This window comes from Cellulomonas sp. P2_B4 (genome assembly GCF_056404795.1).
Genome location: NZ_JBFUDI010000009.1, coordinates 63,786 through 81,565 on the forward strand (window position 1 = coordinate 63,786; position 17,780 = coordinate 81,565).

Below are 17,780 nucleotides of genomic sequence, written 5' to 3' on the forward strand. Positions count from 1 at the left end.
TTGCCCCTATGACCGCAACCCCGCAGCCGCTCGACGCCGGCGCCGTGCGCCCCGCCCCTCCGCTGCGCCCCTCCCGCCGCCGGGCGACTGACCACGTCGACCACCTCACGCGCGACGAGCGCAGGGCGCGCGGCGCCGCTGCACGCGTCCTGACGCCGCGCACCTCGCTTGCCCTGGCAACCGGCGGTGACAAGCGACCCGATCCGGTCGACCTGCTGATCGGCCAGGGCACCAGCCGGGTCCCCGAGCTCGTCCCGCTGCGGTACGGCCGGATGGCGACCTCCGCGTTCGCGTTCTACCGCGGTGCCGCGCTGATCATGGCATCGGACCTGGCGTCGACCCCGAACACCGGCCTGGAGGTCCAGCTGTGCGGTGACGCGCACATGTCGAACTTCGGTCTGTACGGCACGCCCGAGCGGCGCCTGCTCTTCGACCTGAACGACTTCGACGAGACGCTGCCCGGCCCGTTCGAGTGGGACGTCAAGCGCCTGGTGGCGTCCATCGAGGTGGCCGCGCGGGCGAACGGCATCCCGCGCAAGGAGCGCCGCGCGATGGTCGTCGGCGCCGCACGCAAGTACCGCGAGACCATGCGCGAGTTCGCGACGAAGACCGAGCTCGAGGTCTGGTACGCCCGGATCGACGTGGACGACTTCATGGGCGAGTACCTCTCGCAGCTCGGCAAGACCCAGGCCAAGCGGACGCAGTCGATGATCGCGAAGGCGCGCACCCGCGACCACCTCCAGTCGGTCAACAAGCTGACCGAGGTCGTCGACGGGCAGCGTCGGCTGATCTCCGACCCGCCCCTGGTCACCACCCTCGAGGAGCTGCTCGGTGCCGAGGGGGCCAAGGACTTCGCCGAGCGCCTGGCCAAGCTGGTCCGCTCCTACCGCGCGACCCTGCAGCCGGATCGGCGCCACCTGCTCGAGCAGTACCGGGTCATCGACATGGCCCGCAAGGTGGTCGGCGTGGGCAGCGTCGGCACACGCGCCTGGATCCTGCTCCTGCAGGGGATCGACGAGAACGACCTGCTGATCCTGCAGGCCAAGGAGGCGCAGCCGTCCGTGCTCGAGCAGTTCCTGGGCGCGAGCGAGTACACCCAGTCCGGGCAGCGGGTGGTCGAGGGCCAGCGGCTGATGCAGGCGGCGAGCGACACCATGCTCGGCTGGCAGCGCACGCAGGGGATCGACGGCGTGCAGCGCGACTTCTACCTGCGCCAGCTGCGCGACTGGAAGGGCTCGGTGGTGATCGAGACGATGCTGCCGACCGGGATGGCCCGCTACTCCGAGCTCTGCGCGTGGACCCTGGCCCGCGCGCACGCCCGCTCGGGCGACCGCATCGCGATCGCGGCCTACCTGGGCACCTCGAAGACCGCCGACGAGGCGTTCGCGACCTTTGCCGAGGAGTACGCGGACCGCACCGAGCAGGACCACGCCGTGCTGCTCGAGGCCATCGCCACCGGCCGGGTCGAGGCCATCCACGGAGTCTGACGCGCGCTTGTGGGAGACTCGTGCGCGCTGCGGACGGCCCCGTCGGGTCGGCTCGCGCGGGAGGGCTGTCTGAGCGGCCGAAAGAGACGGTCTTGAAAACCGTTGGAGCGGGACAACCCCGTTCTCGTGGGTTCGAATCCCACGCCCTCCGCCCCGGAGCCGCCGGCGTCAGGTGAGCTCGGCGACCAGCCGCTCGGTCGCGGGTGTCGGCACACCGTGCAGCCGTCCTGCCCGCAGGACGGCGCCGCCGATGGCGTCCAGCTCGAGCGGCCGTCCCGCCTCGGCGTCGCGCTGCATCGACGACTTCGCGTCGCGCTCGAAAGCGTCGTAGAACCGCAGGGCCGTCTCCGGGGGCGTGTCCGGACCGCCGCTCGCCCGGCTCACCGCCGCGACCTCGGTGACCAGCTCGTCGAGCTCGTCGTGACGTGTGGTGCGGATCTCGCCGATGGTCGCGCCGTACCGGGTGGTCAGGAGGGCGAACGGCGCGAGGACGGCGAGCTTTCCCCAGAGCATCTCCCGCTCGTCGTCGAGGACCCGCGTGCTCAGCCCCGCCCCCTGGAGCAGCGCGGCGGCCGACTCGAGCCGGTCGCGCGGTGCGGTGCGGCTCGCGATGCCGACGTCGGCGAACGGGCTGCCGTGCACGATCCGGCCGGGTCCCGTCCGCGTGGACTCGACGCGGATGACCCCGGCGGCGACGGACTCCGGCGCGAACCGGTCCCGCAGGAGCTCGACGTGCTCGACGCCGTTGAGGAGCGGGACGACGAGCCCGTCGGTGACCAGGTCGGCGGGCACCCGGTCGAGTGCGTCCGTCAGCGACGTGTGCTTGATCGCGACGACGCAGAGGTCGACCGGCTCACGCAGTCGCGTGTCGGCCTCGACCTCGACCGAGAAGTCACCGAAGAGACCGCTCCGGACGCTGATCCCGTCCGAGCGGAGCACCTGGACGGTCGAGTCCCTGGCGACGAAGACGACCCGATGACCGGCCCGCGCTGCCAGGGCGCCGACGAGACCGCCGACCCCTCCCGGTCCCAGGATCGCGATCGTCGCGCGCGGCGAGGTGGTGGGCATGGCGACGACTCTGCCACGGTGACCGCTCCCCGCCGCGCCGCTCAGTCGCCGACAGCGTCGCGCGCCCGCTGCACGATGAGCGGGTCGACCTTGCCGACGACCGTCTCGTCCTTGCCCTCGTAGGAGAACTGGCCGAGGAAGTAGCGCATGGCGTTGAGCCGGGCGCGCTTCTTGTCGTTGCTGCGGACCGTGATCCACGGCGCGTGGTCGGTGTCCGTCCCGACGAACATCGCCTCCTTCGCCGCGGAGTACAGGTCCCACCGGCCGAGGGACTCGAGGTCCATCGGCGACAGCTTCCAGCGCCGGACGGGGTCGATCTGGCGGATCGCGAAGCGGGTGCGCTGCTCGCGGCGGGTCACCGAGAACCAGAACTTGGTCAGGTGGATGCCCTCGTCGACGATCAGTCGCTCGAACTCCGGGGTCTGGCGCATGAACGCCGCGTACTCGTCGTCCGAGCAGAAGCCCATGACGCGCTCGACGCCCCCGCGGTTGTACCAGGACCGGTCGAACAGCACGATCTCGCCCGAGGTCGGGAAGTGCTCGATGTAGCGCTGGAAGTACCACTGGCCCTGCTCGGTGGTCGTGGGCTTCGTCAGCGCCACGACGCGGGCCGCGCGGGGGTTCAGGTGCTCCATGAACCGCTTGATCGTTCCGCCCTTGCCGGCCGCGTCGCGGCCCTCGAACACGACGACGTGCCGCTCGCCGTTGTCCTCCGCCCAGTACTGCAGCTTGAGCAGCTCGATCTGCAGGCGGTACTTGGCCTCCTCGTACTCCTCGCGATCCATCAACGTCTCGTACGGGTAGTCCTCGCGCCAGGTCTCGACGGCCTTGCCGCCCGGGTCGATGAGCACCGGGTCGGCGCCCTGGCCTCCGAAGACGGTGTAGCCCTCGGCGACGAGCCGGTCGATGTACTCGCGCAGGCTGTCCTCGGCATCCGGCTGGTAGCCGTGCATATCGAGCGTCGAGTCCATCGCAACCTCCTGAGGTGCCTTCCCGCCTGCGACTGTATGCCGCATCTCCAGGGCCGTGCGTGCTGGCCGGCACGGGCGTGCCCCCGCGCGGACCGCGGTCGCGGCCTAGGCTCTCGATGTGCCCCGACGCCACGTCCAGCTGCAGGCCGGTCAGCAACGTCCCGACGCCCCCGCGGTGGACGTGCTCGTCCGGGACGGTCTCGCGGCGCTGCGCCACGAGCTCGACATACCCGCGGCGTTCCCGCCGGCCGTGGTCGCCGAGGCCGAGGCGACGACCGCCGACACCTCCGGCGAGATCAGCGACCTCCCGTTCGTCACCATCGACCCCGAGGGCTCGATGGACCTCGACCAGGCGGTGCACATCGAGCGCACCGCCGACGGCTTCCGGGTGCACTACGCCATCGCGGACGTCGCGGCCTGGGTGGTGCCCGGCGGAGCCATCGACGACGAGGCCCGGGTCCGCGTGGAGACGTTGTACGCCCCCGACGGCCGGACCCCGCTGCACCCGCCGGAGCTCAGCGAGGGCCGCGCGAGCCTACTCCCGGGCCAGACGACGCCCGCGCTGCTGTGGACGATCGAGCTCGACGAGCGGGGAGAGCCCATCCGGACGACGGTCGAGCGCAAGCGTGTACAGAGTCGTGCCCAGCTGACGTACAACGGTGCGCAGCAGTCGATCGACGACGGCACGGCGGACGAGACGCTGAAGCTCCTGAAGGTCGTCGGGACGCTGCGGCGGGCGGCGGAGGAGCGGCGCGGCGGCATCACGCTGCCCACGCCCGAGCAGGTGGTCGAGCAGCAGCCCGACGGCACCTGGACGCTGGGCAGTCGCGCGACCCTGCCGGTGGAGGAGTGGAACGCGCAGATCTCGCTGCTCACCGGGATGAGCGCGGCCCGGCTCATGCTCGACGGGCGCATCGGCATCCTGCGCACGCTCCCGGAGGCGGACCCCCGCGACGTCGAGCGCCTGAAGCGCTCCGCGCACGCGCTGAAGATCGACTGGCCCGCGGGCGCGACCCCGGGCGACGTCATCCGCAACCTCGACGCGTCCGACCCGGCGCACGCCGCCCTGCTGACCGACGCGACGAGCCTGCTGCGCGGAGCCGCCTACGTCGCGTTCGACGGGGAGGTACCGCCGTACACGATGCACGCGGCGATCGCCGCGCCCTACGCCCACACGACGGCACCGCTGCGGCGTCTCGTCGACCGGTTCGTCGGCGAGGTCTGCGTCGCGCTGAGCGCTGGCACGCCGGTGCCGGGATGGGCCCGCGACGCCCTGCCGGAGCTGCCCGGGCTCATGGCGAGCGGCGACAAGCACGCGGGCGAGTACGAGCGCGGCTGCATCGACCTCGTCGAGGCGGCGCTGCTGACCGGGCGGGTCGGCGAGGTCTTCGACGGAGCGATCGTCGACGTGCGCGCCGACCGCGACGCCGGGGTCGTGCAGCTGCGCGACCCCGCGGTGCGCGGCCGCATCGAGGGTGCGGACCTGCCGCTCGGGACGGACGTGCAGGTCCGGCTCACGGAGGCGGACACGGCCACGCGCACCGTTCGGTTCGAGCTGGCCCGGCCCGAGCCCGGGGCGTCGTGATGTCCGAGCTCGACGACATCGCCGACGAGCTGTACGGCGGGCCGCCCAGCGTCTTCATCGAGCACCGCGACGCCGCCGCCAAGGCCGCGCGGGCCGACGGGGACCGGGAGCTGGCAAAGCAGATCACCGAGCTGCGCAAGCCGACCGTCTCCGCGTGGCTGATGAACCTGCTCGTCCGCGACGACCCCGGCTTCGCGGACCAGGTAGTCGCCCTCGGCGAGGGCCTGCGCGATGCCGAGCGGTCCCTCGACGGACCCGCGCTGCGCGAGCTCAGCACCCAGCGACGGGCGCTCGTCCGCTCCCTGACCGCGCGTGCCCGCAAGCTCGCACAGCCCGCGGGCCAGCGCATCGGCGACTCGGTCACGCAGGAGCTCGACGCGACGCTCACCGCGGCGCTCGCCGACCCTGCGGTCGCGCGCGAGGTCACCTCGGGGCGGCTCACGGCCTCGCGCGAGTGGTCCGGCTTCGGCAGCGCGGACACGACCGCCACGACGACGACGGGCGCGCGGACGACGCCGACCCCGAGGCCGAAGCCATCGGCGCCGAAGGAGGACGAGGAGCCCCCGAAGCGACCCAAGCTGACCCTCGTCAAGCCGGCGGTCGACCCGGAGGAGGCTCGGCGTGCCCGCGCGGAGGAGCGCCGCCAGCGCGCGATCGACGAGGCCGACAAGGCTCTCGACGCGGCGGACCAGGCGCTCGCCGAGGCCCAGCGCAAGCACGACGCCGCCCGGCAGGTCCGCGACGAGAGCGCCGCCCTGCTCGACCGCGCGGAACGCGCCGCGCAGGACGCCCACGACGAGGAGGACGACCTGGTCAAGGCGCTGGCGGAGGTTCGTCGCAAGCTGGCGGCCGCGGGCAAGGCCGCGACGATCGCGGACAAGGACGTCGGCCAGGCCCAGGCGAACCTCCGGCACGACGAGAAGGAGGCGACGACGACCGAGCGCGAGCTGCAGCGGGCCGAGCGCGCCAGGGACGCGGCGGCGACCAGGAGGGACGAGCTGTGAAGGACGACGCCGAGCAGGTCCTCGTCGAGTCGCCGCAGCAGTGGCGCGAGTGGCTGGCCGAGAACCACGCGACGTCGTCGGGAATCTGGCTCGTCACGTGGCGCGCGGCGAGCGGGAAGCCCCAGGTGACCTACGAGGAGGCGATCGAGGAGGCCCTCTGCTTCGGCTGGATCGACGGCCAGGCGCAGACGCTCGACGCCGACCGCACCGCGCTCTGGCTGACCCGCCGACGTCCCGGCAGCGGGTGGAGCGTCCTGTCCAAGCAGCGCGTGGCGCGGGTCGAGGCGGACGGCCGCATGACGCCGGTCGGCCGCGCGGTGATCGACGCCGCCCAGGCGGACGGGTCCTACAGCCGGTTCGACGACGCCGACAACCTCGTCCTGCCGCAGGACCTCCTCGACGCGTTCGACCAGCGCCCGCGAGCGCGCGAGCACTGGGAGACGTTCAGCGAGGCGGTCCGCCGCGGCATCCTGCGCTGGATCGTGGACGCCAGGCGGGACGTCACGCGCACGGCACGGATCGAGGAGACCGCGGACCTGGCGGAGCAGGGAATCGCCGCCCACCAGCAGGTTCGTCGCTAGGAAACCCTGGTCGGGACGCACCTTTTGTGGTCCACTTCCGAGGTGAACTCGACCAAACCTGAGAAGCCCGTCCAGAACACCAAGGGCCTGGGCTACATCTCCATCGCGATCCTCGTCATCTTCCTGGTGGTGGTGGTCGTCCGGGGCGTCGCCACGTTCGACGGGGAGAACCATCCCGGCCTGGACTACCTCTTCTTCGTCGGCCTCGTCTTCGGCCTGATCTTCTTCGCCACCCTTGCGGTGAAGTTCCTGTTCATCGGCGACGACAAGGACGACTGACCCCGACGCACGACAGAGCCGCACGGTCCGACGAGGGACCGTGCGGCTCTGTCGTGCCCTGGGGGAGTCGGTCAGACCGCGACCGCACCCTCCGTCGGCAGGTCGTCCTTCTTCGCGGAGATCAGGGTGGCCGCCGCGGCCAGGCCGACGAACATCAGCACCGCGCCGCCGAGGTAGGCGACGTGGTAGCCGGCCACCTGGGCGGTCGCGAGCATGGCCTGCGTCGGCTCGGACCCGCCGGCTAGGTCCGTGAGCTTCGAGGCGGTCGCGCTGATCGCGAACGTGCTCAGCAGGGCGAGGCCCAGGGAGCCACCCACCTGCTGGGACGTGTTGAGCAGGGCGCTCGCGACGCCGGCGTCGTGCTTGCCCACGCCGACGAGCGCGGTGCTCGACGCGGGGATGAACACGGCCGCCATGCCGAGGCTCATGACCGTGATGGCCGGGAGCACGGTGGACACGTACGACGAGTCGGGCGTGGTCCGCAGGAGCAGCAGCATGCCGGCGATCGCCAGCGAGATGCCGACCAGCATCAGCGGCCGCGGCCCGACGCGGGGCAGGATCTGCGACACGATTCCGGCGCCGATGATGATGCCGATGCTGAAGGGCAGGAACGCGAACCCGGCCTTGAGCGGCGTGTAGCCGAGGATGTTCTGCAGGTAGAGCGTCATGAACAGGAACATCGAGAACAGCCCGGCGCCGATCATCAGGAAGACGATGTAGGAGCCACCGCGGTTGCGGTCGAGCACGATGCGCATGGGGAGCAGCGGGTTCTTGACCCGGGTCTCGACGATCACGAACGCGACCAGCAGCGCGACGGAGATCGCCAGGAGCGTCACGACGGTCGGGTCGCCCCAGCCCACCGTGCCGCTGCCGTCGGCCTGCTGCTTGGAGGCCTCGGTGAAGCCGTACACGAGCAGGGCCAGGCCCAGGCTCGAGAGCACGGCGCCGGGGATGTCCAGGTGCCGGTCGCCCGGAGCCTTCGACTCCACCACGTACCGGAGCGCGAGGATGACCGTGATCAGCGCGATCGGCAGGTTCACGTAGAGGCACCAGCGCCAGCCGAGCCACTCGGTCAGGACGCCGCCGAGGATGAGGCCGATGGCCGCGCCACCGCCGGAGATGGCGCCGAACACGCCGAACGCCCGGGCCCGGTCGCGACCCTCGGTGAAGGTCACGGTGATGATGGCGAGCGACGCGGGAGCGAGCAGCGCGCCGAAGGCACCCTGCAGCGCACGAGCAGCGAACAGCAGGGACTCGGACTGGGCCGCGCCGCCGAGGCCGGACGCGACGGCGAAGCCGACGAGGCCGATGATCAGGGCACGCCTGCGGCCGATGTAGTCGGCGATCCGACCACCCAGCAGCAGCAGACCGCCGAAGGCGAGCGTGTAGGCCGTGATGGCCCAGGAGATGTCCTGCGCGGGGATCTCGAGCTCGGTCGCGGCGGACGGCAGCGCGATGTTCATGATCGCGGAGTCGAGCACGATCATGAGCTGCGCGATGGCGACGACACCGAGGATCACCCAGCGGCGACGGTCGTGGGCGGCGGCCGCGAGGGCCGCTTCGTCTTGGGGAGAATCGACCGCTTCGGCGGTCGTCAGGGCAGGTTCGGACACAGCAAACTCCGGGGGGAGAGAAGGGGTGGCGGCGTCGCCGGAGGAGTGGACCGCTACGGCGGTCCGGAGGAGCAGACCCGATATTCCTCACCCGGGCGCAACGTCAGTGCATCAGCCGATACCTGCGCCGGTCAAGGAATTTGTCTTCGCTCGGAGCGAATTCTCTCAGGCTCCTCTCAGGGGCTTCGCACACCCGCTCCGCGCGGTCGCTCGTAGGGCCCGAACACCGTCGGATGCCCGAACATTCCGTGTCGGCTGGGCTGAAACACCTAGTGAAGGGGCAGGTCAGCGCCCGCTTTGGAGGACCGGCGCTCGCACGGGTAGCCTGTGCTGGTCCTGGAGACGTCGCATAGCCCGGTCTAGTGCGCGACCCTGCTAAGGTCGTGAAGGCGCAAGCCTTCCGTGGGTTCAAATCCCACCGTCTCCGCCAGAATGCAGTTCGATACAGGCCCGGTCCGACCAGGATCGGGCCTTCGTCGTTCAGGTGGCGCGCAGAGCGGCGCGTCGTGCGAGCACCACGTCTGTGACGATCACCGCTGCGAGCACCAGGTTCGACACCCAGTTCAGGGTCAGGGGCGTCACGAACGACTGCAGCCCGAACGCCGCGAGCACCACGACGACACCGACCAGGTGCGTGACGGACCACCGGCCACCCGTCGTCCGTCGGAACAGCGCGTTGCCCAGCAGGTACACGGCGGTGGCGCCGCAGATCAGCCCCGCTGTCCAGGCGTCCGTCGACCCCTCGTGCCCGAGCGGGTGCGCCAGGACGAGCTCGTCGGCGACGGCGGTGAGCACGATGCCGATGATCAGCAGGTAGGGCACGTAGGTGTACGCGGTCTGCGCGGTCATCCCGGGGTTCTCCTGCGCGGCGAAGAACTCGGTGGCTCGCCGCTCGGACCGCGCGAAGAAGAGCAGCCACATCAGGACGGTGCTGACGAACGCCGCGAGGAACGCGAGCACCGTCGTGACCGAGACCTCGGTCTCCGAGAACGCGCTGCCGGTGACGATGATCGACTCGCCCAGGCTGATGATCAGGAACAGCGAGACCCGCTCGGCCATGTGCGTGCCGTTCACGGCCCACGTGCTGGGATCCGTCGGACCCATGAACGGCACCCAGAACAGGGCGCGCGGCCCGACGACGTCGATCAGGGCCGCGACGACCCACAGGACGAGCCGCTCGTTCCCCTCCACGAGGGCGCCGGCGATCCAGAACCCGCCCGACACCGCGAGCCACACCAGGATCCGCTGGAAGTTGACGGCGTTCTCCGGCCAGTGCCGGCCCATCGCCCAGATGGTGAAGCCGGTGCGCCCGAGCTGGATGAGCACGAACGGGATCGCGAACAGCAGTGCCTTGTCGCCGAAGGCCTCGGGGATCGCCGACGACATGAGCAGCCCGAGGAGCATGAGCACCAGCAGCATGGTGCGCACCGGGATCTTGTCGGGGTCCAGCCAGTTGGTCACCCACGTGGTGTCGATCCACAGCCACCACACCGCCCAGCCGAGCACCAGCGTCTCGACGAGCGTCCGCCCGTCGGTGTGGTGGATGAGCATGTGCGACATCTGCGTGACCGCGAAGACGAACACCAGGTCGAAGAACAGCTCGACGTAGCCGACCCGGCTGCCGTCGTGCCCGGACCCGTGCCGCAGCACGTCGGCACGCATGCCCCACCGGCCGCCGCCAGTCCCGATCCGCACGGTCCCCGTCGTCATGCGCGCGATCCTGCCAGACCCTTGGTTTGGGCGGACGGCCTCCCGGCCTGTATCGTCATCTCCGGTCCTGCGGGGCCACGCGCCCGTAGCTCAATGGATAGAGCATCTGACTACGGATCAGAAGGTTGGGGGTTCGAGTCCCTTCGGGCGCACACCATCGAGGCCCGTCGCATCTGCGGCGGGCCTCGTTCGTCGTCTCCGGCGACGTCACCAGCAGGTTCGTCAATTCACAGGTGGAACCCTTAACATCCTCCCCAGCCTGCGATCTGAACATCTGTCCAAGTCGGCAGGGGGCGGCCGTGGCGAGGTGTGAATCTCGCCGGACGCGGTCAGGGAGCGGCTCGCACAGTGGTCACAGCTAGGTGAACCGTGCTCTGACCAAGCGAAGGCCCGCCGCGAGAGCGGCGGGCCTTCGTGCTTGGTCCGGGTGTCAGATGCGGCGACGGCCGATGCCGCGGCCGGGCGTGACGGCGGCGGCGACCACCGCGGTCTTGGCGATCGGCGCGGGGCCGGGGGACGAGACGACGGCGGCGACGGCGGCGGTCTTGGCGACCGGGTGGCCGATCACGCCGACCCGTCCGATGCGTGCGGGGCGAAGCGGCATGGTCAGGCTCCTTCGATGAGGGTTTCGTCGGCGGCGATCGAGGCGATGATCGCCTGGATCGGGATGCGTCCGTCGGCGATCAGCTGACCACCGGCGCGGCGCGCGGCGGACGCGAACGGCGCCGCCCACAGGTTCTCGTAGATCAGGACCCCAGCGACGCTGCCCGGGTCCATGGCGGCGGCCAGGTTCTCGACGTCGTCCGCGGCGAGCAGCTCGGCCAGCTCGGCCTCGATCGCCTCCAGCTCGCCCAGCTCGGGGATGTCGGACAGCTCGGCCGCGTCGACGGAGCCGTCCTCGTTCTTGGTCAGGATCAGGACGTCGATCACGCGGATGGTGCCGGCCTCGACGAGGGCGAGCAGCTCCTCGACCATCTCCCCGGTGAAGTTCTGCGCTCCCGCCGGGAACTCGACCACGACGTAGTCCACGGGGCCTAGCTCGTCGAGCGATGTCTCTGTCATCGTGCGTTCCTCCGAGTGGATGGCATTGCCCTGACCAGGGCAGACGGTGCGTATCGTGCACGCTCACCTTCGCACGACGGGGCGTCGCGGACCAGGGTCTTCGCCACCCGTTCTGTGGACCGGTCCGCGCCCCTGAGGCTAGGGTCCGACGAGGGCAGAAGGGCTGGTCAGACGGTCCGCCCCACGGGTCCGCGGCACGAGCCCGAGACCCCGCTCGAGGGATCGGAACCGCACGTGGTCAGTACCGAGGTCGTGCCGACGAGCCCCGAGACGCAGGTCAGGAAGACGAGCGCCGAGGTCCACCCGATCGACGACCGGTGGCCGGACCGGATCGCGGCCGCGATGTTCGTCGCGCTCGCGCTGGTGCTGGTCTCGGCCGTGGTCCCGCCGCTGCGGCAGTACTTCATGCGCGACGACGACATCGTCTCTCTGGTCTTCATCCCGATCATCCCGAACTTCGTCTACGCGGCGCTCCTGGCGAGCATCGGGGTAGCCCTGAACCGGCGCCTGCGCTCGGCGTGGTGGCTGCTGGTCATCTGGTGGGTCGTCCTTCCGCAGCTCGGCCGGATCTACGAGCTCGCCGACGGCGGCTCGTGGTGGAACGCGGTCGGCCTGGTCGTCATGACGGCCGTGCTGGTCCAGCTGTGGCGGTGCCGACGCCAGTTCAGCGCCCGAACGCGCCGAGGCTCGTTCTGGGCCGCGCTCGGGTTCTTCCTCGTCGGCGGGGTGGTGATCCTGCTCGCCGGGAGCTGGTTGGTCACCCGGTTCGGGACGAGCGACGGCGCGGGCTCGGCGGTCTACTTCGTCTGGGACAACATGCTGGGCGACCTGGGCCTGGTGGACCAGGCGAGCTCTGCGACGGCGCCGCTGTGGGTCCGGGGCGTGATCGACCTGGTCGGCGCGGCCGTCGTCCTCGGATCCGCCTACCTGCTGTTCCGTACCCCGCGGTACACCCACACGCTCGACGCAGCGGACGAGGCCCGCGTCCGCACGCTGCTGCGCGACTTCGGCGGCGAGGACTCGCTGGGCTACTTCGCGACCCGTCGCGACAAGTCCGTCGTCTGGGACTCGGGTTCGGCGAGCACGGCGCGGGCGGGCATCTCCTACCGCGTCGTCGGGTCGGTCAGCCTGGCCAGCGGCAACCCGGTCGGGGACCCGCTGCGCTGGCCCGACGCCATCGAGGCGTGGCGGCGGCAGGCGCGGACCAACGGCTGGTCGCTCGCGGTGATGGGCGCGGGCACCAACGGCGCCGTCGCGTACACCGGTGCGGGACTCAAGGCGTGGGAGATCGGCGACGAGGCGATCCTCGACCTGCGGACGTTCTCCCTGGCCGGACCGGGCATGAAGGCGGTGCGTCAGTCGGTGGCCCGCCTGCAGCGACGGGGCTACACGACCCACGTGGAACGCCACTCCGCGCTCGACGCGGAACGCTTCGCGGCGCTCGACTCTGCGGCCGCGCGGTGGCGCGGGGACGGCGGCGACGAGCGCGGCTTCTCGATGGCGCTGGGACGGCTCGGCGACGAGCTCGACGGCGACTGCGTGCTGGTCGAGGCGCACGACGAGGAAGGGCGGCTGCGCGGGTTCCTCAGCTTCGTCCCGTGGGGTCGCAACGGGGTGTCGCTGGACCTGATGCGCCGCGACCCCACCGCCGACAACGGCCTGGTCGAGCTCATGGTTTCCTCGCTCGCCGAGCGGGGCACGGCGTTCGGCGCCGGCCGGCTCTCGCTGAACTTTGCCATGTTCCGGGAGGCGTTCGAGCGGGGCGCGGAGGTGGGGGCCGGTCCGATCGCGCGCCTCTGGCGGTCGTCGCTCGTGCTGGCCAGCCGGAACTGGCAGCTCGAGTCGCTCTACCGGTCGAACGCCAAGTACCAGCCCGAGTGGCAGCCGCGGTTCATCTGCTTCGAGTACACCTCGGACCTGCCGCGGATCGGTACCGCCGCGGGCAGCGCGGAGGGCTTCCTCACGCGCCCCAGCCTCGGGCTGCTGAATCGGCGTGGCAAGGCCGCCGGAGCGGGCGAGCTCGAGCGGGCCGCGGCCGAGTACGCCGCGCAGGTGGAGGCGCAGATCCCTGAGGCGCCGGACCCCGTCGAGGCCGCGCTCGCGGCCGACCACCTGCCCGAGCAGCAGCGGGTCCGGCGCGACAAGGCCGAGCGGCTGCGCGCCCGCGGCATCGACCCGTACCCGGTCACCTACCCCCGCACGCACACGCTCGCGGAGGTCGTCGCGCAGCATCCCGACCTCCCGCCGGACACCGCGACGGGTGCCGTCGTGAGCGTCACCGCGCGCGTGATCCGCAAGCGCGACGGCGGACGGCTGGGCTTCGGCACGCTGCGCGACGGCAGCGGCGACCTGCAGGTGATGGTCGACGCGCACGAGGTGAGCGCCGAGGACCTGGAGCTGTGGCGGCACGACGTCGACCTGGGCGACCACATCGGTGTCACGGGCGAGGTCATCACCACCCGCCGTGGCGAGCTCTCCGTACGCGCCTCGAGCCTGGCCATGACCAGCAAGTCGCTGCGCCCGCTGCCCGACAAGCACCACGGCCTGACGGACCCCGAGGCCCGCATCCGGGCGCGGTACGTCGACCTCATCGTCCGGCCCGCCGCCCGCGACATCGCCTACACCCGCGCCACGGTGGTGCGCAGCGTGCGCGACTCCCTGCACGCCCGTGGGTTCACCGAGGTGGAGACGCCGATCCTGCAGGTGATCCACGGCGGCGCCAACGCGCGACCGTTCGAGACGCACATCAACGCGTACGACATGGACCTCTACCTGCGCATCGCCACCGAGCTCCACCTCAAGCGGCTGCTCGTCGGCGGCATGGAGAAGGTGTTCGAGATCGGCCGCCAGTTCCGCAACGAGGGCGCCGACTTCAAGCACAACCCGGAGTTCACGTCGCTCGAGCTCTACGAGACGTACGGCGACTACAACACCATGCGCGTGCTGACGCAGGAGCTCATCCAGGAGGCCGCGACCGCGGTGTACGGGTCGCCCGTCGCCCGTCGCACGGACGCCGAGGGCAAGGTCCAGGAGTTCGACCTCTCGGGCCAGTGGCCCGTGAAGACGATCTGCGAGGCGGTCTCCGAGAAGCTGGGCGACGAGATCACCGCGGACACGCCCGTGCACGTGCTGCAGCGGCACGCCGAGGCGATCGGGCTCGAGCTCGACCAGGACGCGTCGTGGGCCGTGGTGCTCGAGGAGATCTACGGCGAGCTCTGCGAGAGCACCACGACGACGCCCGTGTTCTACACGGACTTCCCGAAGGAGAACTCGCCGCTGACCCGCCAGCACCGCGTGGACCCGCGGCTGGCCGAGAAGTGGGACCTGGTGATCTTCGCCGCCGAGCAGGGCACCGCCTACTCCGAGCTCGTGGACCCCATGGACCAGCGCCGCCGGCTCGTCGAGCAGTCGCTGCTCGCCGCCGCGGGCGACGCCGAGGCCATGCAGGTGGACGAGGACTTCCTCACGGCGCTCGAGTACGGCATGCCCCCGACGGGCGGCATGGGCATGGGCATCGACCGGCTCGTGATGAACCTGACGGGTCTGAGCATCCGCGACACGATCCTGTTTCCCCTGGTTCGCCCGAGCTCCTGACCTGCGCGTTCACCCGCCCGGTCGACGCCTGACCGGAACGTCGTCCACATGCGCGAGGATGGGGGGATGATCCGCGTCTTTCTTCTCGACGACCACGAGGTGGTCCGCCAGGGGCTGCTGCGCCTGATCGACGCGGACCCCGACATGACCGTCGTCGGCGAGGCGTCCACGGTGGCCGAGGCGCTGGTCCGCGCGCCCGTCGCGAAGGCCGACGTCGCGCTCCTCGACGTCCGGCTGCCCGACGGCAGCGGGGTCGAGGTGTGCCGGGAGCTGTCCTCGTCGGACAGCGGCCTGAGGTGCCTGATGCTCACCTCCTACGAGGACGACGAGGCCCTGCTGGCGGCGATCACCGCGGGGGCGGCCGGGTACGTGCTCAAGGAGATCCGCGGGCCGCAGCTGCTGGACTCGATCCGCGCGGTCGCGGCGGGCCGGTCGCTGATCGACCCCGCCACCAAGGCGCGGGTGCTGGAGCGCGTCCGCGAGTCGCAGGGCCACGACGCCCGCCTCGACCTGCTCACGCCCCAGGAGAGCGCGGTGCTGGACCTCATCGGCGAGGGCCTGACCAACCGCGAGATCGCCGGCCGGATGTTCCTGGCCGAGAAGACGGTCAAGAACTACATCTCGAGCCTGCTGGCCAAGCTCGGCGTCCGCGGCCGCACGCAGGCGGCTCTGTTCATCGCCGAGCAGCACCGATCAGAAGGCCGCTGAGGCTGACGCCCCACTCGTAGGCACGCTCCAGCTCGCCCTCGCGCAGCGGTCCCTTGAGACCCTCGACCCAGAAGCTCTCGGCCTCGGCCGTCAGCTCGAAGCCGTTCCGGCTGAGCAGGCGCCAGGCGCCCGCCGCCGCGGACCCGGGCACGTGCGGGCTGTGGATGCGCGTGTCGAACGTGGCCGAGTAGACCGGTCGCCCCGGAGGTTCCAGCTGGTGCAGCCACTCGCGCACGCCCGTGGACTGGCTCGTCGCGGGCAGTCCGGCCTTGGCCTGCGCGTCCGCCCGCGTGGACGGCCGGCTCATGCCGAACGCCTGCGTCGGACCGCCGACGACCAGCAGCTCGACCGTGCGGGGCAGCGTCGTGGGAGCGACGTCGACCCGACGCAGCGCCGCATCCTCGACGTGGTCCGCCAGGCCGTGCCAGACGGCCTCCGCGACCATCCCCGTGTTGCCGAACGACGACTCGTACACGACCAGTGCCCGCATCGTCCCCACCTCCTTGTGTCTCCTCCAGTGTTCGACGCGTGCCGGGAGGACCACAGGGCCGAACGGCCCTGATCGGCCGCCTATGCTCCGACCATGGAGCACGACGACCGTCTCGAGGAGCTGATGAGCGCGGTCGCGTCGTTGTCCTCGACGCTCGACACGGCCACGGTCCTCAGGCGCCTGGTCGAGGCGGGCTGTCGCCTGACCGGCGCGCGCTACGGCGCGCTCGGCGTGATCGGCGAGCTCGGCGGTCTCGTCGAGTTCGTGCACAGGGGGATCGACGACGAGACGGCCGCGGCGATCGGCCCGCTGCCCACGGGCCGCGGTGTGCTCGGCCACCTGAGCGTGAGCCCGCACGCGATCCGGCTGCACGAGATCAGCGAGCACCCGGCATCGGTCGGCTTCCCCGCCCACCACCCGCCGATGCACTCGTTCCTCGGGGTCCCCGTCCGGGCCCGCGACGAGGTGTTCGGCAACCTGTACCTGACCGAGAAGCACGACGCCCTCGGTGCTCCGCAGGACTTCACGGCCCGCGATGAACAGGTGGCGATCGCGCTCGCGTCGGCGGCCGGCATCTCCGTGGGGCATGCCCGGGCCTACCGCCGAACCCGCGAGCACGAGCTCTGGCTCGAGGCTGCCGCGGCGTGCAGCGAGGCGTTGACCAGCGGCATCCCCCGGCCGGACGCGCTCGACCTGGTCCGGGCACGGGTGGGCGCGGTCGCGGAGGCCTCGGCGGTGATGATCCACGACGACGTGCCCGCCGAGCTCGCCGACGAGCTCACGGGGAACATGCCCGTCCTGCGCCGCCTCCACGACGGGACGGACCTGGGCCTCGCGGGCCCGGTCTGGGCGCTCGCCGTCCCGCTGCGTAGCGGCGACCGCTGGGTGGCTGCGCTGACCGTCTGCTGGCCCGGGCCCGTCGGCGACACCGGTCCACAGCTCGACCTGACCAGCATCGCGGGGTTCGCCGAGCAGCTCGCGTTGTCGCTCGACGTCGCCGAGGCGCAGGCCGACCGCGCCCGTCTGGCGGTCCTCGAGGAGCGCGAGCGCATCGCCCGCGACCTGCACGACATGGTGATCCAGCGGCTGTTCGCGATCGGCCTCGACGTCCAGGGTGCCGCCCAGGACGCCGTCAGCACCGACGTCGCGCGGCGGCTCGAGGGCGCCGTGGACGACCTCGACGAGACGATCAAGGACGTCCGTACGACGATCTTCCGGCTCGGCGCCCGCGGCGGCTCGACCTCCGGCCTCCGGCACCCCATCGACGCCGAGGTGGTCCGCGCGCGGCAGGGGCTCGGCTTCCTCCCGCGGCTGCGGATCGAGGGGGTCACGGCGACGGTTCCCGACGAGGTCAGCGCCGACGCGGTCGCGGTCGTCCGGGAGGCCCTGGCCAACGTCGCCCGGCACGCGCGCGCCCGCGAGGTCGTGGTGCGGGTGTTCATCGGCGCCGACCTGCTGGTCGAGGTGCAGGACGACGGGGTCGGGATCGCGCCCGGTGTGACGCGCCGCAGCGGTCTGGGCAACCTCGAGGAGCGGGCACGCCGGCGCGGTGGGTCGATGCGCGTCGACCCCGTGGACGACGGCGGCACGCTGCTGGCCTGGGTGGTCCCGCTGACGACAGGCTGACC

15 protein-coding genes and 3 tRNA genes are annotated in these 17,780 nt (G+C 71.5%); 11 read left to right on the forward strand and 7 right to left on the reverse strand.

Features of this window, described 5'->3' with window-relative positions; all coding sequences use genetic code 11:
* The first annotated feature begins 8 nt into the window (after positions 1-8).
* Both AC1DZC_RS15270 and AC1DZC_RS15275 read left to right on the forward strand, forming a co-directional pair.
* Positions 9-1,487, forward strand: coding sequence for a DUF2252 domain-containing protein (locus AC1DZC_RS15270; RefSeq protein WP_477043868.1), 1,479 nt, complete (start codon positions 9-11; stop codon positions 1,485-1,487).
* Positions 1,488-1,546: 59 nt separating this feature from the next.
* A tRNA-Ser gene (locus AC1DZC_RS15275) sits at positions 1,547-1,638 on the forward strand.
* Positions 1,639-1,655: 17 nt separating this feature from the next.
* On the opposite strand, the gene AC1DZC_RS15280 is transcribed toward AC1DZC_RS15275, so the two are convergent.
* Positions 1,656-2,555, reverse strand: a complete 900-nt coding sequence (locus AC1DZC_RS15280) for a ketopantoate reductase family protein (protein ID WP_477043869.1) — start codon at positions 2,553-2,555, stop codon at positions 1,656-1,658.
* Positions 2,556-2,596: 41 nt separating this feature from the next.
* Positions 2,597-3,526: a polyphosphate kinase 2 gene (gene ppk2 / locus AC1DZC_RS15285; protein WP_477040682.1), complete on the reverse strand. Its 930-nt coding sequence runs from the start codon at positions 3,524-3,526 to the stop codon at positions 2,597-2,599.
* Positions 3,527-3,644: 118 nt separating this feature from the next.
* Between ppk2 and AC1DZC_RS15290 the strand changes: the two genes are divergently transcribed.
* From AC1DZC_RS15290 to AC1DZC_RS15305, 4 genes are read left to right on the forward strand one after another with little or no spacing between them, the layout of a single operon-like run.
* Complete coding sequence (locus tag AC1DZC_RS15290; protein ID WP_477043870.1) at positions 3,645-5,111, forward strand: RNB domain-containing ribonuclease; 1,467 nt, start codon at positions 3,645-3,647, stop codon at positions 5,109-5,111.
* A complete protein-coding gene (locus AC1DZC_RS15295; protein WP_477043871.1) occupies positions 5,111-6,115 on the forward strand; it encodes a hypothetical protein in 1,005 nt (334 codons plus the stop codon). Before AC1DZC_RS15290 ends, AC1DZC_RS15295 begins: the two co-directional genes overlap by 1 nt.
* The gene (locus tag AC1DZC_RS15300; protein WP_477043872.1) at positions 6,112-6,696 is read left to right on the forward strand and encodes a YdeI/OmpD-associated family protein; all 585 of its coding nucleotides are present in this window, start codon (positions 6,112-6,114) and stop codon (positions 6,694-6,696) included. Before AC1DZC_RS15295 ends, AC1DZC_RS15300 begins: the two co-directional genes overlap by 4 nt.
* 42 nt (positions 6,697-6,738) lie before the next feature.
* Positions 6,739-6,975, forward strand: coding sequence for a hypothetical protein (locus AC1DZC_RS15305; protein WP_477040678.1), 237 nt, complete (start codon positions 6,739-6,741; stop codon positions 6,973-6,975).
* Positions 6,976-7,046: 71 nt separating this feature from the next.
* Here the strand turns inward: AC1DZC_RS15305 and AC1DZC_RS15310 are convergent, their stop codons facing one another.
* Complete coding sequence (locus tag AC1DZC_RS15310) at positions 7,047-8,588, reverse strand: MFS transporter (protein WP_477043873.1); 1,542 nt, start codon at positions 8,586-8,588, stop codon at positions 7,047-7,049.
* Positions 8,589-8,926: 338 nt separating this feature from the next.
* On the opposite strand from AC1DZC_RS15310, the gene AC1DZC_RS15315 reads away from it, so the two are divergent.
* A tRNA-Ser gene (locus AC1DZC_RS15315) sits at positions 8,927-9,018 on the forward strand.
* A gap of 50 nt (positions 9,019-9,068) precedes the next feature.
* Here the strand turns inward: AC1DZC_RS15315 and AC1DZC_RS15320 are convergent.
* Positions 9,069-10,298, reverse strand: a complete 1,230-nt coding sequence (locus AC1DZC_RS15320) for a low temperature requirement protein A (RefSeq protein WP_477043874.1) — start codon at positions 10,296-10,298, stop codon at positions 9,069-9,071.
* 79 nt (positions 10,299-10,377) lie between these two features.
* On the opposite strand from AC1DZC_RS15320, the gene AC1DZC_RS15325 reads away from it, so the two are divergent.
* Positions 10,378-10,450, forward strand: a tRNA-Arg gene (locus AC1DZC_RS15325).
* A 278-nt stretch (positions 10,451-10,728) separates the two neighbouring features.
* Here the strand turns inward: AC1DZC_RS15325 and AC1DZC_RS15330 are convergent.
* Together AC1DZC_RS15330 and AC1DZC_RS15335 are read right to left on the reverse strand one after the other, a co-directional pair.
* Positions 10,729-10,902, reverse strand: coding sequence for a hypothetical protein (locus tag AC1DZC_RS15330; RefSeq protein ID WP_196804642.1), 174 nt, complete (start codon positions 10,900-10,902; stop codon positions 10,729-10,731).
* 2 nt (positions 10,903-10,904) lie between these two features.
* Complete coding sequence (locus AC1DZC_RS15335; protein WP_477040675.1) at positions 10,905-11,360, reverse strand: DUF6325 family protein; 456 nt, start codon at positions 11,358-11,360, stop codon at positions 10,905-10,907.
* A gap of 234 nt (positions 11,361-11,594) precedes the next feature.
* Between AC1DZC_RS15335 and lysX the strand changes: the two genes are divergently transcribed.
* Complete coding sequence (lysX, locus tag AC1DZC_RS15340) at positions 11,595-14,954, forward strand: bifunctional lysylphosphatidylglycerol synthetase/lysine--tRNA ligase LysX (RefSeq protein ID WP_477043875.1); 3,360 nt, start codon at positions 11,595-11,597, stop codon at positions 14,952-14,954.
* A gap of 66 nt (positions 14,955-15,020) precedes the next feature.
* Positions 15,021-15,662, forward strand: a complete 642-nt coding sequence (locus AC1DZC_RS15345; protein WP_477040673.1) for a response regulator — start codon at positions 15,021-15,023, stop codon at positions 15,660-15,662.
* Here AC1DZC_RS15345 and AC1DZC_RS15350 read toward each other — a convergent pair.
* Positions 15,628-16,152 carry a flavodoxin family protein gene (locus tag AC1DZC_RS15350; protein ID WP_477043876.1) on the reverse strand — a complete coding sequence of 175 codons (525 nt, stop codon included), beginning with the start codon at positions 16,150-16,152 and terminating at the stop codon, positions 15,628-15,630. The genes AC1DZC_RS15345 and AC1DZC_RS15350 overlap by 35 nt on opposite strands.
* Positions 16,153-16,245: 93 nt before the next feature.
* Here AC1DZC_RS15350 and AC1DZC_RS15355 point away from each other — a divergent pair, with 93 nt between their 5' ends.
* Complete coding sequence (locus tag AC1DZC_RS15355; protein ID WP_477040671.1) at positions 16,246-17,778, forward strand: GAF domain-containing sensor histidine kinase; 1,533 nt, start codon at positions 16,246-16,248, stop codon at positions 17,776-17,778.
* The last annotated feature ends 2 nt before the right edge of the window (positions 17,779-17,780 follow it).